The 24311-nt window shown below is 45.6% G+C and carries 20 protein-coding genes; 3 read left to right on the top strand and 17 right to left on the bottom strand.

All coding sequences use genetic code 11. The features are described from left to right. Positions 1–388: 388 nt before the first annotated feature. From DWX33_RS12635 to DWX33_RS12610, 6 genes are all read right to left on the bottom strand, one after another. Complete coding sequence (locus DWX33_RS12635; protein ID WP_008774465.1) at positions 389–1234, bottom strand: AraC family transcriptional regulator; 846 nt, start codon at positions 1232–1234, stop codon at positions 389–391. Positions 1235–1586: 352 nt separating this feature from the next. Next, positions 1587–3008, bottom strand: a complete 1422-nt coding sequence (locus tag DWX33_RS12630; protein WP_122380502.1) for a sialate O-acetylesterase — start codon at positions 3006–3008, stop codon at positions 1587–1589. Between the two features lie 81 nt (positions 3009–3089). After that, a complete protein-coding gene (locus DWX33_RS12625) occupies positions 3090–4289 on the bottom strand; it encodes an AGE family epimerase/isomerase (RefSeq protein WP_122380501.1) in 1200 nt (399 codons plus the stop codon). Further along, entirely contained in the window at positions 4282–5673 is a 1392-nt protein-coding gene (locus DWX33_RS12620) for an MFS transporter (RefSeq protein WP_122380500.1), read from the bottom strand. The genes DWX33_RS12625 and DWX33_RS12620 overlap by 8 nt, the downstream gene beginning before the upstream one ends. 18 nt (positions 5674–5691) lie before the next feature. Then, positions 5692–6864 (bottom strand): glycosidase, encoded by a 1173-nt coding sequence (locus DWX33_RS12615; RefSeq protein WP_121773093.1) that lies wholly within the window; start codon positions 6862–6864, stop codon positions 5692–5694. A gap of 99 nt (positions 6865–6963) precedes the next feature. Next, a complete protein-coding gene (locus DWX33_RS12610; RefSeq protein ID WP_122380499.1) occupies positions 6964–8070 on the bottom strand; it encodes a glycoside hydrolase family 26 protein in 1107 nt (368 codons plus the stop codon). Positions 8071–8233: 163 nt separating this feature from the next. Between DWX33_RS12610 and DWX33_RS12605 the strand changes: the two genes are divergently transcribed. Further along, positions 8234–8476 carry a DUF6722 family protein gene (locus DWX33_RS12605; RefSeq protein ID WP_009018619.1) on the top strand — a complete coding sequence of 81 codons (243 nt, stop codon included), beginning with the start codon at positions 8234–8236 and terminating at the stop codon, positions 8474–8476. Between the two features lie 212 nt (positions 8477–8688). Here DWX33_RS12605 and DWX33_RS12600 read toward each other — a convergent pair whose 3' ends face one another. The 10 genes from DWX33_RS12600 to DWX33_RS12555 all read right to left on the bottom strand — a co-directional run bounded on the left by DWX33_RS12600 (position 8689) and on the right by DWX33_RS12555 (position 20151). After that, entirely contained in the window at positions 8689–10155 is a 1467-nt protein-coding gene (locus DWX33_RS12600) for a PD40 domain-containing protein (RefSeq protein ID WP_122380498.1), read from the bottom strand. Positions 10156–10161: 6 nt separating this feature from the next. Then, on the bottom strand, positions 10162–11931 hold the full coding sequence (locus tag DWX33_RS12595; RefSeq protein WP_122380497.1) for a DUF6057 family protein: 1770 nt from the start codon (positions 11929–11931) through the stop codon (positions 10162–10164). A gap of 7 nt (positions 11932–11938) precedes the next feature. Then, positions 11939–13411, bottom strand: coding sequence for a PD40 domain-containing protein (locus DWX33_RS12590; RefSeq protein ID WP_122380496.1), 1473 nt, complete (start codon positions 13409–13411; stop codon positions 11939–11941). Beyond that, positions 13408–14973 (bottom strand): DUF6057 family protein, encoded by a 1566-nt coding sequence (locus DWX33_RS12585; RefSeq protein ID WP_122380495.1) that lies wholly within the window; start codon positions 14971–14973, stop codon positions 13408–13410. Before DWX33_RS12585 ends, DWX33_RS12590 begins: the two co-directional genes overlap by 4 nt. Continuing rightward, entirely contained in the window at positions 14957–15559 is a 603-nt protein-coding gene (locus tag DWX33_RS12580; protein ID WP_122144792.1) for a DUF4369 domain-containing protein, read from the bottom strand. The genes DWX33_RS12585 and DWX33_RS12580 overlap by 17 nt, the downstream gene beginning before the upstream one ends. Positions 15560–15743: 184 nt before the next feature. Next, on the bottom strand, positions 15744–16871 hold the full coding sequence (locus tag DWX33_RS12575) for an aspartate aminotransferase family protein (RefSeq protein WP_122380494.1): 1128 nt from the start codon (positions 16869–16871) through the stop codon (positions 15744–15746). Between the two features lie 14 nt (positions 16872–16885). Continuing rightward, on the bottom strand, positions 16886–17854 hold the full coding sequence (gene argC / locus DWX33_RS12570) for an N-acetyl-gamma-glutamyl-phosphate reductase (RefSeq protein WP_005855221.1): 969 nt from the start codon (positions 17852–17854) through the stop codon (positions 16886–16888). After that, a complete protein-coding gene (locus DWX33_RS12565; RefSeq protein WP_005865601.1) occupies positions 17851–19050 on the bottom strand; it encodes an argininosuccinate synthase in 1200 nt (399 codons plus the stop codon). Before DWX33_RS12565 ends, argC begins: the two co-directional genes overlap by 4 nt. Before the next feature lie 38 nt (positions 19051–19088). Continuing rightward, positions 19089–19682 carry a GNAT family N-acetyltransferase gene (locus DWX33_RS12560; RefSeq protein WP_005865603.1) on the bottom strand — a complete coding sequence of 198 codons (594 nt, stop codon included), beginning with the start codon at positions 19680–19682 and terminating at the stop codon, positions 19089–19091. A gap of 28 nt (positions 19683–19710) precedes the next feature. After that, entirely contained in the window at positions 19711–20151 is a 441-nt protein-coding gene (locus DWX33_RS12555; RefSeq protein ID WP_005855227.1) for an arginine repressor, read from the bottom strand. Positions 20152–20532: 381 nt separating this feature from the next. Between DWX33_RS12555 and DWX33_RS12550 the strand changes: the two genes are divergently transcribed. Continuing rightward, the gene (locus tag DWX33_RS12550; RefSeq protein WP_122380493.1) at positions 20533–21324 is read left to right on the top strand and encodes a M48 family metallopeptidase; all 792 of its coding nucleotides are present in this window, start codon (positions 20533–20535) and stop codon (positions 21322–21324) included. Positions 21325–21383: 59 nt separating this feature from the next. On the opposite strand, the gene DWX33_RS12545 is transcribed toward DWX33_RS12550, so the two are convergent. Beyond that, positions 21384–23192, bottom strand: coding sequence for a MutS family DNA mismatch repair protein (locus DWX33_RS12545; protein ID WP_122380492.1), 1809 nt, complete (start codon positions 23190–23192; stop codon positions 21384–21386). Between the two features lie 154 nt (positions 23193–23346). Between DWX33_RS12545 and DWX33_RS12540 the strand changes: the two genes are divergently transcribed. After that, complete coding sequence (locus DWX33_RS12540) at positions 23347–24180, top strand: phospholipase A (protein WP_005855233.1); 834 nt, start codon at positions 23347–23349, stop codon at positions 24178–24180. The last annotated feature ends 131 nt before the right edge of the window (positions 24181–24311 follow it).

The following is a 24311-nucleotide window of genomic DNA, read 5'->3' as shown; positions in this document are numbered from 1 at the left end:
ATTATTAATGTATGTAAGCGGGTTGAGGCTTTATTTACAGGAAGGTTTATCGTGTTTCGGGGAAATACGTTTCTTTACCTTCCGCTTCAATCGCAAAAACTGCAATATGGAAAGTATACGCATCAAGATTATGAATAAGATAACCCCTAGCAAAATATAGCAAATTATCGGCGATGTCATTTTACCCTCTTCTTCACAAATTTTATCCCAGTCTTTAATTTGGAATAGTAAAACATAAAAAAATATGGTGGTCATTATACACTATCTTTTATTAGATCATCCATACGGATAGGTGTCTAAAATCAATGAGGCAAAGATAAATGAGCATAACTTATTAGGAGTTATACAACTTGACAATTTAAATGTATATTCTGATAGGGGGTGTTTTCTACAACGATTTAAGTTTTTTCCTTAGCTCCGTGGGACTATATCCAAAGCGTGCCTTGCAAAATTTGTAGAAATGCGAATGCGAGGAGAAATCGAATTCATCTATTATATTTTTAAAATCATCCTCGCTGTTAGCTATGGCGACCAATAGTCGTTTGGATTTCTCTTGCATCAGCCATTCGTAGGCTGGAATACCGAAAGCTTTTTTAAACTTCATCCGAAAGGAATTTACTCCGTAACCTATCATTTGAGCTAGATCTGTTACTGTTTTAGCTTTTATATAATTCTCGGCGATGAGTCTCTCAAACTCTGCTGAATGCGTACTTGATAAATAGAAAAAGTAGTCTAATTCCTCTTTTCTATAAAGCTTTTTCAATAAGTAGAATAATTCCGTTCTCTTTAATTCATACAGAGGGTAGTTCAGGAAATTATTTTCAAGATATTGTCCGACAAGTTCTAGAAAACCGTATAAAGGTTCCACTATTTTCAGCTCTATCCACTTAGAGATAGGTTGAGGTAATATTCCGTACGGATGTTGGTAATACGGTAACTCATTCATCGTTAAACTGTCAAAAAAGAAAATGATGATTTTTGAACCTAGTGTGATATCATATGTATAATTTTCAAATGATCTTAGAAAGATCATATACTGTTCACCGATTGTTTTCTTTTCTTCTTTAGTGGAATATATAGTTATGGATCCGCTTAAGATAAAAATAATCATATCGCTGGATAAACCAGATAAGGTTTGTGTTATTTCCTCTGACATCAATATGATACTAAAGCCAGCGTGTAAGATTCGGTTTTCAGATGTTTCCGGAGAAATTCTGTTAATAAGCTTGTTCATGAAATTATTGTTATTTAGTTTGTTATACAAATATTTCCCCCTTCAGTAAATCTAGATGCAAAAAAAGCGCAATGTATTAGTATGGTCTGTATACAAACTATCATTTTTTTGTATACATTATGATATGAATGAAAAATAAATAGGAATCAGAGGAGGTCTCTGATTCCTTGTAAAATAAGATCTCCCATTTTTTTATGGGAAGAATTAAGTTTACTAATACTTTAGGAGGGTAATTTCTATTATCACAATAGAATGAAATAAAAACTAAATACGTCTTACAAATGAAAATAAGACATTACGTATGAACAAGCTTGAATATTATAACGTATTGTGTTTTATTTTCTAAGTCGTTTTATTTATCCGTGCGGAATGGAAGCACCGGTAATCCTTGTACGTTTTGCAAGTTGCCAATTTGGAAATTCCGGAAACCATAACGAGCGGCTATTGGGGCTTTTACGCCCGGAGCTGAGATAATAACGGTTTTCTTGTTAGCGTCTATAGTTGCGTTTGCCTTGTGGAAACGCATGTCTTTTCCGGCTATCTCGAAGCCAATGATCCCGTTATCTCGATTGAAGCCATCTTCCGCATTCTTGAAAAAAAGAATGATTTTATCTTTATCTATTTCCATATGATCGTATTGGGGGCCCTCACAAGCGATGGTTGTATAACCATAGGTTTTGTTTAGAGCCATATAACAAAGACGCTCACCGATCTTTTGTTTCTCTTTGGGGTGTATTTGCCGTTTCTCGTAATCCTGTACCAGATCGTTTGTGGAAACAATACCGCTATTGGGGATCAACCGGGTGGCTTTGTATTGCTCTTCACGAAGGTACGCGGCTTGGTCTCCTTCTCCATATTCGTAAGGGGCGATTTCTACCAGATAGAAAGGTAATTCTCCTTGTCCCCATAATCCTCTCCAATGTTCTACCATTGTCGCTAGGCGTTTAGCGTAGTCCGGGTGTCCGACATTTGACTCTCCTTGATACCATAGGAAACCTCTGACCGTATATTTGCTGGCAGGTTTCAGCATTCCATTATACATGATCATGGGTTGTAGCATCGGATGGATTTTCTCATCGTTACCCGCTAAGGATAGATCGATATCGCTATAATTTAGCAGGATGTCTTTGGGCAACCAACCTTCAACCGTGGAACCGCCCCAGCTACAATTGATGATACCTACCGGGACATTCAATACCTCGGTCAATAGAGTCGCGAAGAAATAGGCGGTAGCTCCGAACTCCGGGGCGTTTCGCGGATCACATACTTTCCATTCGCCACCTACCGGATAATCTTTCGGTTCCAAGGCTCCGACCCGTTGGATCGTAGCGTAACGGATCGAGTTCTTATATTTCCCGGATGTAGCGATAGCGTGGTTTCCTCCCTCGATAGGGCAGTGCCAGAAACCTCTTAATGGCATTTCCATATTGGATTGGCCGGAACCGAACCATACCTCGCCGATCAGAAGATCATGCAAGACAATCTTGTCTTGCCCATTCTCTAATGTTAACTGTTGCTTTTCGAAACTGGCCGAGGGCGTCTGAACCCAGATTTCCCATCTGCCTTGATCGTTTACTTGGGCCGTGTATTCCGTATTGTCCCAAGAACTACGGACTTTCAGGCTTGAATTTGGGGTTGCATTTCCCCAGAGCCGTACTTTAGTGGCTTGTTGGAGTACCATGTTGTCGCTTACCAAAGCTGGCAGCTTGATCTCGGCCCGGAGGTTCACCAAACCGAGAAGGAGGCCGATCGCCATCCAATAGAATTTGTTCATATCGCTTGTTTTTTTGATGTCGGAAGCTTCCGACGGTTGTTAATCTGATAAAAAAGAGCCGGCAGGCGGTCTGCCGGACGGTTATTCGCCGGCAAGTCGTTCGATAATCTCCATACACATCCGTCCGTTGTGATAGGGACATTTCCAGAAACCGGCCTTGTCATCCTCGCGATTGATCTTGTGATCGAGCGATACGCTCCAATGCCATTCCCCTTGTTCCTTGTCGATCAAATAACGCTGAATGAATTTCCAGCATGTATAGGCTGTGCCTAAGGCAGGCTCATCTCCGAAATGTTGATACAAGTTGAAATGACCCACTACATTCTCGGCTTGCACCCACCAATGCAGGTCCGTGTCGGCTTTCTTCTCATTCGGGTGATACTCGTAAATGAGGCTACCGTTCGCTAATAACCCGTCTTCGGCCGCTATCGCTATCTTTTGAACCAAAGGCTCTACTTTCTGAAGGATCTCGTTGTCTCCCAATTCGATAGCGGCCTCATGCAGTAACCAAGATGCCTCTATATCATGACCGTAGGAGATGATACGGTATTTGCTTTCCCAATCCTCGTTGAAAAAGAGGTTTAAATGATAGGTACGGTGATCCAAAATCTTGTCGGTGAAAATCAGGATCAAGTTTCGGAGTTGTTTTTTGAGGTGCTCGTCTTTCCATACCCGGTACAAGTTGGTATAAGGTTCGAGGATATGCAGGTGGGTATTCATTGTTTTTTTCTCATTCTCATCCTTGTCGCTGAGTCGCATATCCTCTATCAGTTTCCAGTCTTTCGTAAAGGCTTCCATATAACCGTTCTTTTCCGGGTCGAAACTATATTGTTCGATTGCCTTGAAGAGACGGATCGCATAATCCAACGCTTCTTTATCTCCGGTAGCCCGGTTGTACTCGCTTAATCCGTAGATAGCGAATCCTAAGGCGTAGATTTGCTTCTTGGTTTGCGCGGGTTGACCGGTATAGTCTAATTCCCAGTAAATACCCTCGAATTCTTGGTCGTAGAATTTATCGATAAGGTAGCGTTTGGCACGGGTCGCCGTTTCCAGATATTCCGGCTTTCGTAATAAACGGTATGCGGCGGAGAATGTCCATAGGATACGGGCGTTCAAGATGGCGCCTTTAGGGGCATGTACGACTCGTTGGCCGTTTCCCGTGATTTGCCCATGGAAACCACCATACTCATTATCAATCATTCGGTTCATCCAAAAAGGGAGGATATTGTTCTCTAGCTCCCATTGAACCTCGTTTTGTAAATCTTCGGTGATTTTATTCATTTGTTTCTTTTCTTTTGGTTTCTAATGTTGCGGTGATTTCCTTCATCTTTGTCTCGCTAAGCGGATAGAAAGCGATAAATACAACGGACAGGATCGTACCTACGGCCGGTAAGAAACTGAGGAACATCTTGATTCCGCTAATCGTTTCCTCGCTTTGTACGGTATTGGCCTGAAATCCGAAGAAAGCGAGCAGCCAGCCTGTGATAGCCGTGCCGATCGCCCATCCGAATTTCTGGCTCATAGACGAGGAACTGAAAATCAATCCTGTGGCACGGTTCCCGGTCTTTAGTTCTGAGTAATCCGTGCAATCGGCGTACATGGACCAAAGTAAGGGGAAAATACTACCGGCGCAAATACTGATGAACACTTGGAACGTGAATATCAGGGCTAGATCCGTCTTGTCGAGCCAGAAAAAGAGGATGCTTAAGACCGAGGCGATCAGCATGGAGCCCATATAGGTTCTTTTCTTTCCGATCCGGTTGCTTAATGGAGCGGCTAAGATCACGCCGACAATATTGGCCGCCTGTCCTACCGCCAGATATAATCCGCTTAAGACGAAGGAGACTCCGAAAAGAGATACATTGGCATAGGCTTCCTCAACGATAAAGTATTTGAAATAATATACGGTAGCCCCGTCGCGGATGGAATTGAAAACCAGAGCGGAGACACCTGCTCCCAATAGTATCCACCAAGGCTTGTTGCACAATAGGTCTCTCAAGTCATCTTTTAACGAGCCTTGTTGCTCTTTAATCGGTTTTACCCGTTCTTTTGTCCATGCGAAACATCCATAAAAGAGAATGGCGCACAGGATAGCGATAACTACGACAGCTAGGGTCCATCCATGTTGTTGATCCGCCAATTCATCGCTATTTCCGCTAAAGAAACGCACCATCGGCATGAATAGCAACAGAGCTATAAAGCTACCGATATAAGCGAATACCATTCGATACGTAGAAAGGGTATTGCGGTCTTGTGGCAACGGGCTCATTACTCCAAGCAGGGACGCATAAGGCACGTTTATAGCGGAGTACACCATCATCATCAAGGAATAGGTGATATAGGCATAGATCAAATTACCTGTTTGTCCGAAAGAAGGAGTCGTGAAAGTGAGCACTCCGATAGCGGCGAACGGGATCGCCAGCCAAAGCAAATAAGGGCGAAATTTTCCCCAGCGTGTTTGCGTACGATCCGCTGCGACGCCGACAATCGGGTCAAAGACCGAGTCCCATATACGAGTTATCAAGAACATCGTACCTACGGCTGCTGCCGGTAATCCGAATACGTCCGTATAGAAAATCATCAAGTAAGCGCCAAACAGTTTCCAGAACATGGACGATGCCATGTCCCCGAAACCGTAGCCTATCTTCTCTGTTAGTTTAATCATATGAGTGGTTTTTGTAGGTTATTTCAGGAGTGGAAGATTTCGATCGATCAGCTTTTTCAGCGTCTCGACAGATGCGGTCGTAGTCAGCCCGTCGGCCGGAGTGTTCATGCAGTAATCTACCAATTTATCGATTGTGGATACAGCCACGTGCATACGGGTATCGGAGGATGCGTAGTAAATATATACGGTTCCATCCTCATCCGCGATCCATCCGTTAGAGAATAAAACGTTGGATACATCGCCGATCCGTTCCTCATTTTCCGGAGCCATGAAATAGCCGGCGGGTGTGGCGATAGGTCTCGTGGGATCTTCCAATGCGGTCATATACATATAAAGCACGTAACGTAATCCGGCGGCGCATCCCCGTACGCCATGGGCGAGATGTAACCAGCCTCTCGGTGTTTTGATCGGGTGGGGGCCTTCGCCATTTTTCACTTCCTTGATCGTATGGTAGTGACGTTGGTCGATGATGGTTTCTTCCTTGACTTCGGCGTGCGTGATATCATCAATCAAGGCCCATCCGATACCACCGCCACTTCCCGCGTCGATAAATCCGTCTTGGGGGCGGGTGTAAAGGGCATATTTACCATTTACGAATTCCGGGTGTAATACGACGTTACGTTGTTGGCTCTTGGTCTTTAAATCCGGGAGACGTTCCCAGTTTTTCAAGTCTTTTGTCCGGGCGATAGCTGCCGTGGCGGTTGCCGAGGATAGATCTCCGGGAGCTGCGTTCGGGTCATGGCGCTCGGCGCAAAAGATTCCGTAAACCCAGCCGTCTTCATGAGCGGTTAGGCGCATGTCGTAAATATTCGTGGCCGGGACAAGATCGTCCGGCATGGTTACCGGGTAATCCCAAAAACGGAAATTGTCTACTCCGTTCGGGCTTTCGGCTACGGCGAAGAAGGATTTACGGTCGCTTCCTTCTACACGTACCATTAATATATATTTACCATTCCATTTGATCGCGCCGGAGTTCATGGTTGCGTTCATGCCGATGCGTTCCATCAAGTAGGGGTTTGTCTTTTCATTTAAGTCATATCTCCAGAAGATCGGGGTATGCGCGGCTGTCAGTACAGGGTGTTGATAACGGGTGAAGATTCCGTTTCCGTCTTCTAAAGGGATATTTTTCCGGCTTAACAAGGTTTCGTGTTTAGCGAAGAGTTCGTTTACTTTTTCTTGAAATTGTTCCATGATGTTTTTGCTTTAAATGATATTATCAGATGGTGGGAGACGAGGCACGCCCCGTCTCTACAACTGGATATGACGTGATTTATCTGGTTATGTATGATGTTATTTATATAGGTTGATATCGGAGGCGAACAATGTTTTCGGATTTTCAAAGAACTTCTTGAAATCCTCGGCAGAGGCTTGTCCGGGATAAGGGCCAAAGAAGTGAGTGACTTTTTCACGGGCGTTTCTCCATACCAATACATAAGCGACCGGATATTTCTCCATGGCAGGCAGCAGGGTTCCCGTCCACCATGTGGAGTCTGGTATCCCTTCGTAGCCGGTCTCCGTGACCGCTATGATCTTATGGTTGGCTTTGCCTATGCTGTCTATTACGGAAAGACTGGTATCCATGCTTTTCAAGAAGAAATCCTTATCTTCCCGTTGGTAAGCGTCGAAGCCTAGGACGTCGATCAAGTCATGTCCGGGGTAACGTTCCAGATAAGACGCTTGATCCTGCGGCTCTGTACCTGTGGAATAAGCGTATACGATCTGGTCTGTTGCTCCGTGAGCGTTTAGATAATCGGCGGTCATTCGCCATAGCGCTTTGTATTCATCCGTGGTACATAAATTCTGTCCCCACCAGAACCAACTTCCGGTGTGTTCGTGCCAAGGACGGAATAGGACGGGAATCTTGGTGCCATCGCTTGTTTTCAAGGAAAGGATGAAATCATTCACTTTGCCTAGCCAACTTTGGAATTTCTCATAGTTCTCCCCTTCCGGAAGGATCGATTTCACGACAGCATGGTCTGATACGTCCCAAGCGTCCCCTCCGGTTTTAGGGTTACGGGGATGCCAACTTAAAGATACCAAGCCTCCCCGGTTATATTGGTTGATGATTTCCTTGCGTATTTTCTCGAAAGGTACTTTATCAAGGCTTTTATCTCCTCCGAGTTCGATCTCTCCAAGATCAAAGCTGATAACGGCCGGATAATCGCCGCATACTTTTTGCACGTCTGAGCCTCCTTCGTCAAATTCCCATCCGATCCCATAAACCGTATCATCGTGATGTCCGAACATGATTCCTTTTTGTGGAATCGCACGTAGGTTCTCTATTAAACGTCCTCTCGGCGAAACCTGTTCGCTTGTCGGCTCTAGTCCTTTCTTCGACGGTGAACAGGCGATTAATGCCCCTAGGCATAACATGGTAATTAATTTCGTGTTCTTCATGATAACTGTCTTTCTTTATGAACGCGAATGTAAGAGGTATCGGGCAGACAATCTAGTATTATTTTATCGGATAGTGGTATTATTTTTATTTTAACCGGAACGGTTGTTTGATTTGGAATTCATTGTTATCTTTGTGCATGTTAATTAATCAAATAGAATGACTATGGGAAAATGGAATGATTTACAAGAACAAGTGAAGGAAGGGAGAGAACGAGAGAAAGCCCGAAAGGAGAATTTGGGAAAGTTCTTTTATGATTTGGCGAAACTGACTTTTGCGGGTGTAGTTATATGTGGGGTTATCCCGTTGTATAAGAATCCGAATGATTTTTCACAGTGGGTAATGCTCATAACAGGTTTAGGAGGTACAGGAATGATTGCGGTTTGTGCAAATAGAATATTTAAATAATAACAGATATGAATAACATGACATTTTTGTTTTTAATTATTATCGTGGTAATGGGGATATTTCTTGCATGGACTTATACCAAATCCGGTAAGAAATGGCTGAAGAACCTATAGTGAACATCTAGATATAGAACTATACCCAATACACGGATCTTATGGAATTATTTATTTTTTCTATAAGATCCGTGTATTGTTTTTGGTAACCCTTGGTTTCTAGTTCCCAACTTGAACCTGTATACGCTCTTTTGAAGTTATCCTCTTCTCAAATACTTTCGTGTCCAGCAGAATAGGGGCATTGACGAAATCCGGGACATTATAGGAATAGACAGAACGATCGTAATAGGTTTCCGAGTCTTGTTGGGGAAGGAGAAAGGGCTTGCTTATCTTGCCATTCTCATCCATGCTTGCCAGATAAAGGCGGGTATAAAGGCCGTCACCCCGGCGGCTACTGAAGACAAACCAGCGGGAGTTGCTACTCCAGTTGTGAAAGCTTTCGGTGTCATCGCTATTTACTTCGGATAGCTCGCGGAGGTCTCCGCTTGTCAAGTCCAGTAACCATAGATCCGCCTCTTTATGCCAGATCGAAAAGTTTCCGTAATCGGATAAGGTGAACATAATATATTTGCCGTCATAGGAAGGACGGGGGAAAGATACGCTTTTCCCTAAAGCCTCAGCGTTCACCAACGTATCGATACGGCTCCCGAATGTACCGGCAGAGGGATCAAAATCTATACTACATAAATTATATCTTATCTCTTTATATTCTTCGGGAATCTTTTTAGCCTCGGCGGAACAAAAGTAAAGCGTACGACCATCCGGGGAGAATGCGGGGAAGGTCTCGAACCTGTCTTTCTTTTGCAAAGAATCGCAAAGAAGTAGACGATGATCTGCCGGATGGTAAACGACTACATCAGATTCCAAATCCAAGACTTCTACCCGCTCGTCCTTAACCGTATGGAACGATTGCCGGGTGTTGTTCGTGGAATACGCTATATATTCGCCTCCGGGATGCCAGTAGGGATAGACGCAAGCGGCGATTGTCTGATCTGTTTTCGTGTTGAGGTATTCATCCTTATTGCCGGTTCTCATAAAAGTGGCTCCATGCGTTCCTCGGATGTGAAGACTGAAATGGCTCGGGTCCGTACGATTGAAGGCATGGCAGTTTACGCACATACCTTTGACCAGCGTGTTTTCCACCAAAGGTCTTTCTTTATGAGACGATAGATCACGCTCATAAATACCCATACGGCTATAGACTTCATAACCGGGAGCGATCTTTCGGTATACTAGGCCGTAATCGATCGGGTGGGGGCTGATGTACATGGGGAAAGGTTTGTAAGTACTCCATTTACCCTTTTGCTTGATACTGACAGTAAAGAGTAAACTATCGCCTTGATTGGAGTTGAGCAGTTGCTTCCACTCTTTTTCCGGGAAATTGACATGCTTCGCGTTTATATGTACCTCTTTGCCTTGGTGCCCTTTTACGATAACATCTATCCGCTCATAGGAGGTATCCGTATAAGAGAAATTCATTGGAGCTATCGTGGCGGGAACTGTTACCCCGATATAATCCGGATAGATGGACGGGTATTTCTCTATTTGTTCGGGGGATACCACCGAATCCCCACAGGCGGTAAATAACGCTATACATATACTATATAATAAGATAAGCTTTCTCATGGCCGTTTATTTTCTGAATAATAAGTAATACCAAAATGTCTTCTCGTATTTCGGGCGAAGGATAGGCTCGGAGTCTTTCTGCGTCATATAAACACGGGCGAACTCGCTTACCCCTTCTAATACGTTGCGGGAGATGCTCCAAGGAAGACCTTGGAAATTAGGATGCTGCTGTGTCCAAATGAAAATCAATGCCTCTTGATAAGAGATGGGTATGTGATTATAGCCTAGATCTTTTCCCAGCGGATAATATTTCATGAAGCGTTCCAGATCCTTCTTTTGCAAGACATAGGCTAACATATACTCGAAAGCCATCCGATTACTTTTATTATGTTGCAGCAATAAGCCTAGCATGACATCCATTTCCGTGTCGCTAAACAAGAAATCTTCCGTATATCGGGCTTTTCTCAACCATCCCCATTCGGGATGCTTCTCTATCTTTTCATCGTTATTTAGGTAGCTCATGGCATGGGTCGCCCATTTCTTATAGAACAAGGTATGCTGCAAAGCCCGCAGGTATTTGGCGGCGACAGCGTATTGTCCATTGATCAAGTTGGTCTCGGCCAGACGCATATAGGCACGTCCGCTTTTCTTATAGTCGGGGATAGCCTCCATCGCCTCGAACATATAGCGCTGTGAGGAGTTGATCATTCCCAGATGATAGAATATCTCGCTGGTTGGGAGCGGTGAGGTAAAATCTCTTTGGAAGGTCGGGATCAATCCTTCCGTTCCATTCTGGTAGAAATGGAACATGCGATCCCCTAATTGTCCGGTCTTGGCGAGAGCCAGATTTAAGCAGGTCACGGAGAAGGGGGAATTTGGTTCTTTGTTTTCCGCCGCTTTGATAATCTTGTTCCATTGTTTCATGCGGGTGAGGTAGTCGTATTTCATGGCCTCTTCCTTATCCGGATTGCTGGCGGCGTGAATCCATGTGCCACCACCGATAAGGAGCAGGGTGGGGATAGCAGCCATCCAAACTTTAGTACCCTTTGCCGGTGGGGGTAGCAAGGCTAATGCCCCGGGCATTATGGCTACGGTAGCGATTGTCAGTAATAGGGTGTTGGGAACGATCATGGGGAAACGATAATAATCGATACCGGTTATGAGGCTAAGCAATGGATATTGCGTAAGGCTTTGTGCCAATAGGGGGCATAGGATTCCAAGCAAGATGTAGATAGGAATCCAAATATAGGATTTGTTGTATGTGGCTGGCACGGATTTGATGCAATGCCCGATTATTACTCCGATCACGAAGATGAAATAGGCCCCACCACCTACCACCCAGTAGAGCACCGGCATCATTAGGAGCGTATAGATAATTCGTCCCCATGAATGAGCGGTTTTTCGCTGGATGATTAGAGCGAAGAGGGCGAGAGTTATGGAGACGGGGAATGCCAGCAGGGCATTCTCATCACATAAAAATACCCAGAGCAGGATGGAAGGGAGAAAGCTGAGCGGATACCAAAAGTCGGAAGCCCCCATTTGTTTGGCCAGCCAGTTTATTTGCCGTTGGATAAGCACGAGAACGATCGCCAAGATCGTAGCCCCTGCCCAAGCGAAATAATAGAACTGCGTCAGGAACTCCGCTATATATTCGGCGATGCCTCCGGGATGGAGACATTTGTCGATTCCATATTCCGGCGTGAACAGGAATAACTGGAATTGCTCGTGGTAATGTAAATGATGAGGATAATAAAGTCCCCAAAACAGGCAAATCGCACAGCCGAATAATAAGGAGGCGATTCCTCTTATGTATCTATATTTACGTGTATTTTCCATGATTCTATTATTTAAAAGTCTCAGCTTCCTCGTCGTAGTAGATCTCTTGTACATCTTCAGCGTCGAAAGGAAGCTCGCTAGTGGATAATTCAGGTATATTATAAGATTTCAACGTGATATCATAATGTTCCGGATCCTCTTGCGGGAGAACGAAAGGTTTATAGGCTTTTCCCGTACTATCCACGTAAGAGAAATAAGGCTTTCCGTATAGTCCGTCATCCCGCTTACTGGCAAAGACAAACCAATGGCTGTTAGAGGACCAGCTATGGTAGGTATCCGATTTATCGGAGTTGACGGCAGGTAAGGTATCTATCTTCCCGGTCTGGAGGTTCATCATATGCAGGTCTGTTTCTCGGTGCCAGATCGGGAAGGTTCCATAATCGGCTACCGTGAAAAGCAGGTATTTACCGTCGGGCGATATCTTGGGATGGCAGGCGGAGCCATTATGCTTCTGGGCATCCCATACGGTCTCGATCCGTTGGCCCCATTCCTTGGTATCTTTATGGAAAGATATGCGGCATAGGGAATATTTTAGGTTATGGATACTATCGGGCAACGGCTGGAGAGGAGCGGAACAATAATAGATCCAGTTCCCATCGGGCGAGAAAGTTGGGAAAGTCTCTAACTCATCCTTCCGGCTAGTCAATGGGGAGGTGATGAGTTGTTTCTTTCTGAAATCTGCGACCATTAGGTCGGAGGTCGTATCATAGACTTCCAACCGCTTACTCCCTAACGAATGAAAAGCAGGGATGATAATATTCGTGGAAAAAACAGCGAACTGCCCCGATGGATGGAAATCGCCATAAACAGCCCCGTTTGGCAGATTGTCGTTGCTCAGTTTCAACTTCCTCAAATGTCCGTTACGGTTCAGCAGGGTGCCTCCTTGCTTTCCCCGTAAATGGAACATGGATAAACTTCCTTTCTTATTTCCGTAAATATGGCAGTTCATGCAAGAACCGTCGGTATCTTTGTTGTCGGCGATAATCCGTTCTTCAAAAGAATTAATCTCCCGCTCGCATAATTGGATCTTGTTCCATACCTCGTAGCCGGGTTCTATAAGCCGGTAGCTTATATAACTATCCAGTTTCTCCGGAACTACTTGCCAGTAGAAAGAGGGGTAACGAAACCATTTACCCTTGATACGAGCGACTACGGTTATTTGCAGGCGGTTGCCCACTTCCTGCTCTAAAAGGCTTTCCCATAGGTTTAAAGGGAAAATAGCTTTCTTTCCGAAAGATAATTGTATCTCTTTTGATTTCCCTTTCAAGGTTACTTGCATAGCGTCCGCATCGTTTCTCAATAAGAAGTTGAGAGGGGCGATATTCGTGGGAATCATGATATCCGTATAATCGGGATACATGGGGATTGGGTCTGTGGTATCCTCTATTTGCTTCGGGGTAGGGGCACATCCTGCCAGCAAGCAGATTATCCAGACGAGGTAATAGGTTATGTTCTCTTTCATGATTCTTGCTTCTTTCATGGCTTACTCTCCTTTCCGGGCTCTGTGGTCGCAAAATGATAATAGAACCAATAGGTCTTGCCGTATTTCTCTTTCAAACTCGTGTCCTTTGCCTCATAAAGCCGGGTATAATCGGCGAATTCTTTCGCTATCTCTACCGGGATTTGGTATTTTATAAGCTCTTTCGCACGGATATTACCTTGGCGGGCGAGATGGATCAGCAGGGCCTCGGCGAAAATGGGACTAGAGACCTTACCCGGTACATAATCTTCTACAAAAGAACGGAGATCTTTGGAGAGTAAATGATAGCAGAGTAAGTATTCGTAAGCACGGAGATTGCCGGCGTTCGAGGCGACTAAGTTCCGTAAGGAAGTCACGGCATCGTTACCGGAACGTAGTTGGTCTTGGGTCGGGATGTCTCTGCGTTTCTTCTCCAGCCACTCCTTTACTCGCGGGGTTTGCTGACCGGGTATTCTCTTTTCGGCCCAGCTTTTATGAAGGAGTGTCTTGTCTAATATACGTAGATATTTAAGAGCTGCCTCATCATCCCCATTGACCAGATTGATCTCAGCCAGCCGTTTGATCATACGGCTACCCGAATTGCGAGGAGAGAAGATCATACTTAGCATGGCGCAATGCTCGGCCATAGTCATATCTCCTAACGTGAACCATAACTCGTTGGCGAATAGGATAGAGAGAAAAGAAGCAGATGGGTTCACGGGAAGGATCAACCCATTCGTACCCGGTTGATTCCACGCTAGGAGGTTCCGGGAGAGAGATACGGGTGAGTTGATCTCGGATGGATGCGTGGCATTGTACAGGTTCCGGTAATAGGTCACCCAAAGGATTTGGCGGTCTGTTTCGAGATGTTTCCTCATCTTTTGTATATTTCCGAAATAATGTTCCACATCGAGGCTGAGTACATACTCCCGGTCGAGATCCGGCTTACTCCACCAAGTGGTAGCGGGATATTGGCTCGCTGGAAGAAGCAATATACCAACCGCGAGCAGGGCACTTAGCTTTTGATGGTGCGCTATGATTCCGGCGGCCAGCATAAGGGCCAGACAGAGCCATGCCCCGTACCCGAAGCACCAATAGCAAAGAAGCATGGCGGGAATGCAGGTAAGAAGACGTTGCCCCTCAGTTTGGCTCCGGCTATATAACAGGAAAACACCTTCTGCTCCGATCAAGGAGAGAGTTGCGGATAACGGATAGGCGAGTCCGCAAGACCTTCCGGCCTCCCATAATACAAGTAGTATCATAAGAGGAAGGGCGTATCTCTTGCTGACGAATTGCCGGAATGTCCGATAGGTAAGCAGGGCAAATAAAGTTAAGACAACGCTTAGGATGAACGGGCCTCCCCCGATATAATAAAAGAATTGCGTGAGGAAATCGCCGGTGAGACAAGCCAGCCACGCTTCCTCCTGAAAATATCCACGGAGAAACTCACCGCTGTACAAGAACAGCATCATTTGCTCTTTGTGGAACAAATGATAGGGGTACATCCAGAAGAAGAAAGCGAAGATCGCTATCGCCAGTACCGCTAGCGTGATCGACAGATCCTGTTTAATGATTCGCTTCATCCAGTTCCTTTCGTTGCTCTTCGGTCAAGGAGGTTTTTATCATCTTATAGAGGAATTTCCCGACCGTTTGGTTGATATGTTCTTTCATGAACGCATAATTAAAAGCTTGCGTCTCTACTCTCAAGGAATCCCATGTCTGCTTGATGCGGGTGGAATCTTCCGGCGAGCAAGTCTTAAGCGCTGTCCATAGGGCATAGGATTCGCTATCGGTCTTTTGCTTCCGGTCTTTCCAATGCTGCAAGGCGTCGTTTTGCGGTGTACCGGAGGCCGAGCTGATGGAGTCTATCCGTACTGAGGTCACACCCGGTTCCGTTACGACCAGTAGCTCTTGGAACTTGAGACGCAAAAGGATGCGCATACGGAGGACTTTCATCTCTTCTCCCGTTCCTTGGAAAGTAAACCGTGCGTTCTCTATTCTCGTAGAATCGATATTTTCGATTGAGGCGTTTTCCATGGGTGCCAGATAAATCCATTCCCCATCCTGCTGCGCAGTGGGTAAGGTGCCTTCTATGATGTATTGGGAGTCGTTAGATTGACAGGCAAATAGGCACAACAAAGTGAATACTCCTATAAATAGATATTTCATCGATCGTGTTCATTAGTAATTAGAGACTCAAAGTTTAGACTGCGTAAAGTTAGTGTTTTTTCGGAAAAAGGAATGATGTTTTTTTGACAAAGGGTGATACTTAATTTACGTAGCTGTTGGGGAGGAATGAAAAAAAGGAGGACGCTAATTCAGACATCCTCCCTTTTTATGAAATAAAGAACAATTAAGCGTTTAGGACTTTCTTGAAGCGACGGATAAATTCCTTGGCCTCATCCATCGTCAAGCAAAGCGGAGGAAGCAGACGGATCGTATGGGTTCCGGCTACACCCGTGAACACTTTCTCCTCAAAGAGAAGTTTGCTACGCACTTCCTTGATAGATTCCTCGAACTCGATACCGATCATCAAACCACGGCCCCGAATTTCCTTGATACCCGGAAGTTTATGAAGCTCTTCCAATAAATAGGCACCCACTTTCGCCGCGTTATCAATCAAACGCTCGTCTTCCATTATATCAAGAACGGCGATAGCGGCCGCGCAAGCCAAATGGTTACCGCCGAAAGTAGTGCCGAGCATACCATAAACCGGCTTGAATTTCGGGCTGATCAATAACCCACCCATCGGGAAGCCATTGGCGATACCTTTCGCTACCGAGATCAAATCCGGCTTGATACCGGCATATTGATGCGCGAAGAATTTACCGCTTCTTCCATATCCGGACTGGATCTCATCCAAGATCAGACAGGCATCATAAGCCGTACACAAGTTGCGTAACTTACGCATAAAATCATCCGTTGGTAACTGGATGCCACCTACACCTTGGATACCTTCGATGATCACGGAAGATACATCCCCCTTCTTCAACTCTTCCTCTACGGCGGAAGCGTCGTTCAATGGAAGATAAGTAACCGCTAGATCCTCATTTACCGGAGCGATGATCTTCGGGTTATCCGTGACACGGACGGCGGCGGAGGTACGCCCATGAAAGGCGTGCTTGAATGCGATCACCCGCTTCTTGCCATTATGAAAAGAGGCCAGTTTTAATGCGTTCTCGTTCGCCTCCGCTCCGGAGTTGATCAAGAACAACGAATAATCATCGTAGCCGGAAGCCTTCCCTAGCTTATTCGCTAATTTTTGTTGCAAGCTATTGATAACCGAGTTCGAGTAAAAGCCTAATTTATTTACCTGCTCGGTAATCGCCTTTACGTAAGTAGGGTGGCTGTGCCCCACCGAGATCACGGCATGGCCGCCATATAAGTCGAGGTACTCGTTTCCCTCGCTATCCCATACATGACATCCCTTGCCTTGTACGATCTCTATATTAAATAATGGATATACGTCGAATAAATTCATCTTTATAGTATTTTTTAAAACGCGGAGGGTTTTAAGTGTAAGCCAACCGTCTCCTCCAACCCGAACAATAGATTCATGTTGTGGACCGCTTGGCCACTAGCGCCCTTCAATAAGTTATCGATCATAGAGATGATAAGAAGCTTATCATCTATTTTCTGTAAGTGGATCAAGCATTTATTCGTATTTACCACTTGTTTCAAATCCGGGTTCTTATCAGTGATAAACGTGAAGCTGTGATCATCATAGTATTCCTCATAAATACGTCGGATCTCCACCAAGTCGATCTTGCAATCGATGTATGTCGTGGCGAATATACCACGGGAGAAATTACCGCGTACGGGGATGAAGTTGATCCGGCTTGAATAGCTCTTCTGCAACTGGCTCAAGCTTTGGTTGATCTCGGCCAAGTGCTGATGCGTAAAAGGCTTATAGATCGATATGTTGTCGTTGCGCCAGCTAAAGTGAGAGGTGGAAGAAGGCTTCACGCCCGCTCCCGTCGATCCCGTGATGGCATTGACATGCAAGTCGGAATTCAGCATCAAGTGCTTCGCCAACGGCAATACGCCCAATTGGATGCAAGTAGCGAAACAACCGGGGTTCGCTATATGCCGGGCGTTGCAAATCCGGCGGCGGTTCAATTCCGGCAGGCCGTACACGAAATCGTGCTCCGGGCCTTCGATCCGGTAGTCCATGCTCAGGTCGATAATCTTCACGTTCTCGGGAACCGTGTGGCTCTCCATGAACTTTTTCGTATCGCCATGAGCGGTACAGAAGAACAGAAGGTCGATGCTATCTAACGGCAACTCGCTGGTGAACACCAAATCCGTCTCGCCATAAAGACCGCCATGCACGTCCGTGATCTTGTTACCGGCGTTACTGCTACTGTTTATAAATGTAAGCTCGGCATCAGGGTGGTTTAGGAGCAGGCGGATCAATTCACCCGCCGTGTAACCCGCTCCGCCTATAATTCCGCATTTAATCATATCTCTTCGTCTTTATGGTTCGTATAATAAACACGCAACGGAGTGGAAAGAACCTTGATGAAGCCTTTAGCGTCCTCGGCGGTCCAGCCTTTCTGCATCTCTCCGTACTCACCGAATTTCGTCTTCACCAAGTCATCCTCAGATTCTACGCCAACGGTAGAGAAGGACAACGGACGAAGCTCCAGAATAGCCGTACCGTTCACGTTACGCTGAGACTCTTGCAACATCGCCTCGATATCGCGCATCACCGGTTCCAGATATTGGCTCTCGTGCAAGAACATGCCGTACCAGTTCGCTACCTGATCCTTCCAGTATTGTTGCCATTTGCTCAACGTATATTTCTCTAGGAAGCGGTGCGCCCCGATAATCAACATAGGAGCGGCAGCCTCGAAACCGACCCGTCCCTTGATACCGATGATCGTATCGCCCACGTGCATATCACGGCCGATACCGTAAGCGGCCCCGATCTCCTCGATCTTCTGGATAGCGGCGATCTTATCCTCGAACACCTCACCATTCACGGCATGAACCTCACCGTTCTTGAACTCGATGCGCAATTGCTCGCTGCCGGTTTTTTCCACTTGTTTCAGATAAGCGCTCTCGGGCAGTCCTTGTGCGGAATCAAGAATCTCGCCGCCGCAGATAGAGGTTCCCCAAAGACCTACGTTATAGGAATATTTCAACTTCGTGAAATCGGCCTCGAAACCGTGCTCCTTCAAGTAGTTGATCTCAAAATCACGGCTCAAGGCCATATCGCGGGTCAACGTGATAATCTCCACGTTCGGAGCCAATACCAAGAAAGTCATATCGAAACGGATCTGGTCGTTACCGGCTCCGGTAGAACCATGGGCGATAGCGTCGGCGCCAATCTCGTTCGCGTAGCGGGCGATCGCCAAGGCTTGGAAGATACGCTCGGAGCTTACGGAGATCGGATACGTACCATTACGCAACACGTTTCCGAAAATCATGTACTTCAAGCTCTTCTCGTAATACTCTTTCGTAACGTCGATCGTCACGTATTTCGTGGCGCCTAGCTTATAGGCGTTCTCCTCGTTTTGTTTCAATTGTTCCTCGCTGAAACCACCTGTGTTAGCGCAAGCGGCGTATACCTCGTATCCTTTTTCTTTAGCCAGATACATGACCGTGAATGAGGTATCCAAACCTCCGCTGAACGCTACTACTACTTTCTTCTTCATCGTTTCTTTATTTTATGTTGTTTTTCTATCGTATTAATTTAGTCCTTTTTAGTCTGATTACGGGCCTCCCGCTCTCGTTGCGCACGATGCGGATCGGCCGGGTCGAACAGCATGGCCGTGCAGATGCAATACTTACGTTCGGTGCGTTCCAAGATATCGTGGTTCACGCAACCGTTGCAACCCCGCCAGAAAGCCTCATCGTCCGTCAAGTCGGAGAACGTAACCGGTACATATCCCAGCTCGGTATTCATCTTCATCACGGCAGCGCCGGAGGTAAGGCTGAATATCTTCGCCTTCGGCCAGCGCATGCGGGCAAGCTGGAAGGTCATGTCCTTGATGCGTTTCGCGATACCCAAGCCCCGGAAATTCGGATGCACGATCAAGCCGGAGGTAGTCACGTACTGCTTGTTTCCCCATGACTCGATATAACTAAACCCGGCGAACTCGTTTCCCGCCAAGGCGATCACCGCTTTGCCCTCTTTCATCTTCTGGGCCACATACTCGTGCGTACGTTTGGCGATACCCGTGCCCCGGACTTTAGCGGCAGACTCGATCGTATCTAGGATCGTATCCACATATACCTCGTGAGAGGCATCAGCGATCATAACATCAATTTCTATTTCTTGTTCCATTTTATTGTTTGTTCTTAGTTTTTTCCTTTTATATAAAATGTGATAAAGCGGCAATCACCTTCTCTTGGCTCACACCGTTGCGGGGGATTACCAAGATCGTATCGTCTCCGGCTATGGTGGCCAGTATCTCGCTGGGGGCATGGGAGTCTATGTCCGAGGCAATTCCCATGGCGTAACCCGGTCGTGTTTTCACCACCGCCAAGTTTCCGGAAAACTCGATATTCGGCTTTTTCTTGCCTTCAGGCTGTGCTTGTTTGCTTATACTCTCTTCGGGAAGGCGATATACATAATCTCCGTTTCCGTCGTGTACCTTGGCTACTTTCAGTTGCTTGATGTCGCGGGAAAGCGTAGCTTGCGTAACCGAGAATCCGCTATCTTCCAGTTCTTTAAGCAGTTCTTCTTGATTACTTATCACTTTCGTCTGTATAATACCGCAAATGGCATCCAATCGTTCCTTCTTTGTACTCATGTTGTATATTTATGCAAAACAGGCTGCAAATATAAAGAGTATTGTTGAATAAATATACAATCAAGGGCTTTTTTTTCTGATATAAGTAGGGGGTAAGGGATTTTCCTGCTTAGCTTAGGTTTAATCACTGTAAGTGTTAGGCATTTCATCTATTTATATTCATCTTCTATCAGCCGTTGGATGATCATGCAACAGCTGTTAGAAGATCATGTACCAATTGGTGGATGATCATGCAACGGATGGTAGATGATGAATGTCATTCAAAGAAAAGGCTAATACTCCCTATAGAAAGAACGAAAGGGGGTGGTCGTTTTGAACAAAATGGTAGTATCTTTGCGTTATTAAAAAGAGAGTATCAGGTTTAATTTCAAGTAAAAGGATATGAGAAAAATAGCAAGTTTATTCGTGGCCTTGCTTTTATTGGCAGGCTGTTCCAGCGTACCGTTGACAGGACGTAAGCAAGTGCTGTTGGTTTCGGACCAAGAGGTGTTATCGTCCAGCCTTACCCAGTACAACGATTATATAAAGACGGCGAAGAAGTCGACGAACGCGAACAAGAGCGCTATGGTAACCCGGGTCGGAAAGAAGATAGCCGCCGCTACGGAGGAGTATTTGCGGGCGAACGGGATGGCGGATGAGGTAAAAAACTTCTCTTGGGAGTTTAATTTGGTGAATGATCCGCAGGTGAACGCCTTCTGTATGCCGGGAGGCAAGATCGTGGTGTACGAGGGATTGCTGCCTTTAGTTTCCTCGGACGATGAATTGGCGGTGGTCATCGGGCATGAGGTCGCCCATGCCGTAGCTAAACACAGCAATGAGCGTATGAGCCAGCAACTAATGGCCCAATACGGGGCGGCTATTTTAGGTGCGGCCGTAAGCAATAAGAGCGCGGCGGTACAGCAAGCGGCCAATACAGTATATGGTGTGGGAGCGCAGTATGGCGTAATGCTTCCTTTCTCCCGTAAGCACGAGTCGGAAGCGGATTATATGGGATTGGTATTCATGACTATGGCGGGATACAATCCGGACGTGGCAGTCAACTTCTGGCAAAAGATGTCCGCCGGAAAGAGTGGCTCTACGCCGGAATTTATGAGTACGCACCCCAGTGATGCCACTCGTATAGCGGAAATCCAAAAAGTCCTACCCGCAATCAAAACTAAATACAAAAAGTAGTTGACAGTTGACAAGTGACAGCTATTTTACCACTTGTCTCAATTTTCAATTCTCAATTTTCAATTAAACAAGATTCCCATCTTGTTCATTAAGAAACAAGCATTCATATTCTGGGCTATCCCTTCTCTTAGTTGATAAGAGAAGGATAGCTCCTCGTCTTTTATATCCGCTTCGAAGCGGTAATTCTTTATTTGTTCCGGGAACTCTTCCTCCAAAGTACCCAACACTAAATCGTGGGTGGCGATGATGCCGCAAGCCTTATAAGCGACCAACTGTTTCATAAGGGCAAGAGAGCCTTTCTGCTTGTCGATAGAATTTGTTCCCTTCAAGATCTCGTCCAAGATGATAAATAGCTTCTCCCCGTTTTGCAGCCTGTCGATAATCATTTTCAGCCTTTTCAACTCCGCGAAGAAATAAGACTCGTTGCTAGCCAAGGAATCCGAGGTACGCAAGCTGGTAACCATGTGGGCGGGATAAACCGTCAAGGAGGCGGCACAGACCGGAGCGCCTACGCAAGCCAATAAGTAATTGACACCGATCGTCCGGAGGTATGTACTTTTTCCGGCCATATTCGCTCCGGTGATAATCAGGAACCAAGGACTTTTGCGGATATCGATATCGTTCTTTACGCAGACATCCCGGTTCAAAAGAGGATGTCCCAAAGCCTTGCCTTCCATCTGGAAATAAGTGTCGGCGATCTCCGGATAGATGTATTCCGGATGGTTGAAAGCGAAACCACCCAACGAGTTCAGCGCGTCGAAACGAGCCAGCGCGTCGAACCAAAGCGGAAGTTTATCGGAGTAAGTCTGAATCCAGCGTTCCAAAAGGATGGCATGGCGTGTATCCCGCAAGTAGAAGAGATTGAAAATGATACCCGCCAAACTGAATCGTTGGTCTAATCCTCCGATATACGACGACAAGCGTTTGATAGCATGCGAGGCCAATTCCTTCTCATTCGCTAATTGCCCGCTGATCTCTTTCAGCTCTTCCGACTGGAAATTATCTTCTTCCACACATTGCATCAGCTTTGAGTACCGATTGAAAATAGACTCCATCTTATTGACGGTCGCGTAAAGCGCATTGATTTCCTTGGCTCGTCCGTAAGCGATCACTAACGTGATTAAGAAATAAATATTCAATAAACTCCCGCTGATCCAATCCAGTGAGTAAGCGATACCCAATACGATCCACAACACTGGGACCGCCCAGATCAATAGTTTCCACGGTAGGCTATCAACGAATTTATGCTTACGCTGAGTGAGTCGGTCCATAAAGTTGATATCGTTGTCTCTCGTATCTTGCGTGTCCTGCCGGATGATTCCCGTCACATAGAAATGCTGCCGTAAGGCGGATAAAGTCGCTAATTCCTTGACAGCCTCTTGCCGTTTGACGATCTCCTTCTTATCCGTCAAGGGATTCGAGAGCCAACCGGCCAGTCGTTCCCGCCCGAACCCGGTTACGGTACGATTGAGCGATTGAAACAAGGAGCGGTCTCCAAACACATCCAGATCCAAGCAGAAAGAGTGCTCGCCCGAGATATTATCGGCTGCCCCGTCGAACGCGCTGAAATCATAGTCCAGTCCTTTTAGCTCATCCTCGTTCAGTTTGATCAAGGTCTCGGCGTATACTTTTCGTGCGTACATTTTATTATGGTACCACATCAGGAGCGCGAACGGGATGATATAAGCGAAGGTGATCCCCGTCAGGCATTGCCAACTCTCATCCCTGAATATCCATAAGGAGAGGATCGCTCCCGCCACTAAAGCCAACCGGATACTCCCCATCAAATGGATCTTCTTTTTCAAATTACCCAAGCGCCGTGTATAAGCGTCGATATTTTCTTTGTAATAACTATAGATTTCTTCCATAGCCGCGAATATAGGAAAAATGAACTAACCTCTTGAATTTTGGTTTATATATTATATTCATAGGTGAAACGACCATTATTCATGTAATTTGGGCGATAAAGCCAACTGCCGTTTCCCCTATATTCGCGGACACATTTATAATTTAAGATCATTTATGAAAAAAACGATTATATCCTTTCTCTTCCTTCTTGTTTGCGGTATGGCACATTCGCAAGTTTTAGCGAAAGGGCCGGAAGAGAGTTATAATGCGGATAGTATTCGTGCGATTTTGGATAAGTCACCTTATTTTACCTTATTCAAGGACAATTATTTTATTGGCGGTATCCCTATCGGCAACAAGCCTACGGCGAGAAACTCCGACGTTAAATTCCAGTTGAGCATCGCCCAGCGTCTTACGAAAAGTAAACTCCCCTTCGATACCTATCTTTTCTTGCAATACACGCAAAAGGCTTTTTGGAATGTCTTTCAAGAGTCCTTGCCGATGCGCGACTTGAATTTTAATCCGGGTATCGGTTTGGGGCACCTTATCGTGCATAAGAATAAATATATCGGGAAAGGCTATTTGATGGTCGAGCACGAGTCGAACGGTAAAGATAGCATCTTCTCCCGAAGTTGGAACAAGATCACCCTAGCGGCGGCTGTCCTGTTGAATAAGAACTGGGAAGTTCAATTCAAGGGCTGGATACCGATCGTGGACGGCAAGGAAAATAAAGACATCCTTAAATATAATGGTATATTCCAAGTAGCCGCCAATTACCGGACAGACAACAGGCGCTTTAACTGCGGGGTTATCTTGACCAAACGAAAGACTTGGTTCAGCTTTAACACTCAGATCGAGTTGAGCTATAAGTTTAATAATAACGAGAACCAATATTTCTTCCTGCAATATTATAATGGTTACGGTGAGAACCTTTTGGAATACAATCAATACAAAAGCATGCTGCGGATCGGTTTCGTGATCAAGCCGCAAGATTTCAGTATTTACTAAAAAATATCCTTCTTGATAGATCTCATTGATCGGGCGATAGATGTAATATATGATACATTTCGTTTCTTTAGGAAACAATACATTTACAGACTTTGTTTTCTAATATATTGAACGTTTCCCGGATAATTAAA

This window comes from Parabacteroides sp. AF19-14 (assembly GCF_003635485.1).
GTDB lineage: Bacteria > Bacteroidota > Bacteroidia > Bacteroidales > Tannerellaceae > Parabacteroides > Parabacteroides distasonis.
Note: the sequence above shows the minus strand (reverse complement) of the source record. Positions and strands in the feature narration are given on the sequence as shown.

Bases quoted from the DNA above. Each gene is read 5' to 3' on its own strand.
- DWX33_RS12610 (WP_122380499.1), bottom strand. From the start codon at position 8,070: ATGAAGAACACGAAATTAATTACCATGTTATGCCTAGGGGCATTAATC.
- DWX33_RS12630 (WP_122380502.1), bottom strand. From the start codon at position 3,008: ATGAACAAATTCTATTGGATGGCGATCGGCCTCCTTCTCGGTTTGGTG.
- DWX33_RS12545 (WP_122380492.1), bottom strand. From the start codon at position 23,192: ATGGAAGAAATCTATAGTTATTACAAAGAAAATATCGACGCTTATACA.
- DWX33_RS12605 (WP_009018619.1), top strand. From the start codon at position 8,234: ATGGGAAAATGGAATGATTTACAAGAACAAGTGAAGGAAGGGAGAGAA.
- DWX33_RS12580 (WP_122144792.1), bottom strand. From the start codon at position 15,559: ATGAAATATCTATTTATAGGAGTATTCACTTTGTTGTGCCTATTTGCC.
- DWX33_RS12590 (WP_122380496.1), bottom strand. From the start codon at position 13,411: ATGAAAGAAGCAAGAATCATGAAAGAGAACATAACCTATTACCTCGTC.
- DWX33_RS12625 (WP_122380501.1), bottom strand. From the start codon at position 4,289: ATGAATAAAATCACCGAAGATTTACAAAACGAGGTTCAATGGGAGCTA.
- argC (WP_005855221.1), bottom strand. From the start codon at position 17,854: ATGATTAAATGCGGAATTATAGGCGGAGCGGGTTACACGGCGGGTGAA.
- DWX33_RS12615 (WP_121773093.1), bottom strand. From the start codon at position 6,864: ATGGAACAATTTCAAGAAAAAGTAAACGAACTCTTCGCTAAACACGAA.
- DWX33_RS12560 (WP_005865603.1), bottom strand. From the start codon at position 19,682: ATGGAACAAGAAATAGAAATTGATGTTATGATCGCTGATGCCTCTCAC.
- DWX33_RS12575 (WP_122380494.1), bottom strand. From the start codon at position 16,871: ATGAATTTATTCGACGTATATCCATTATTTAATATAGAGATCGTACAA.
- DWX33_RS12595 (WP_122380497.1), bottom strand. From the start codon at position 11,931: ATGGAAAATACACGTAAATATAGATACATAAGAGGAATCGCCTCCTTA.
- DWX33_RS12635 (WP_008774465.1), bottom strand. From the start codon at position 1,234: ATGAACAAGCTTATTAACAGAATTTCTCCGGAAACATCTGAAAACCGA.
- DWX33_RS12620 (WP_122380500.1), bottom strand. From the start codon at position 5,673: ATGATTAAACTAACAGAGAAGATAGGCTACGGTTTCGGGGACATGGCA.
- DWX33_RS12565 (WP_005865601.1), bottom strand. From the start codon at position 19,050: ATGAAGAAGAAAGTAGTAGTAGCGTTCAGCGGAGGTTTGGATACCTCA.
- DWX33_RS12585 (WP_122380495.1), bottom strand. From the start codon at position 14,973: ATGAAGCGAATCATTAAACAGGATCTGTCGATCACGCTAGCGGTACTG.
- DWX33_RS12555 (WP_005855227.1), bottom strand. From the start codon at position 20,151: ATGAGTACAAAGAAGGAACGATTGGATGCCATTTGCGGTATTATACAG.
- DWX33_RS12550 (WP_122380493.1), top strand. From the start codon at position 20,533: ATGAGAAAAATAGCAAGTTTATTCGTGGCCTTGCTTTTATTGGCAGGC.
- DWX33_RS12600 (WP_122380498.1), bottom strand. From the start codon at position 10,155: ATGAGAAAGCTTATCTTATTATATAGTATATGTATAGCGTTATTTACC.
- DWX33_RS12540 (WP_005855233.1), top strand. From the start codon at position 23,347: ATGAAAAAAACGATTATATCCTTTCTCTTCCTTCTTGTTTGCGGTATG.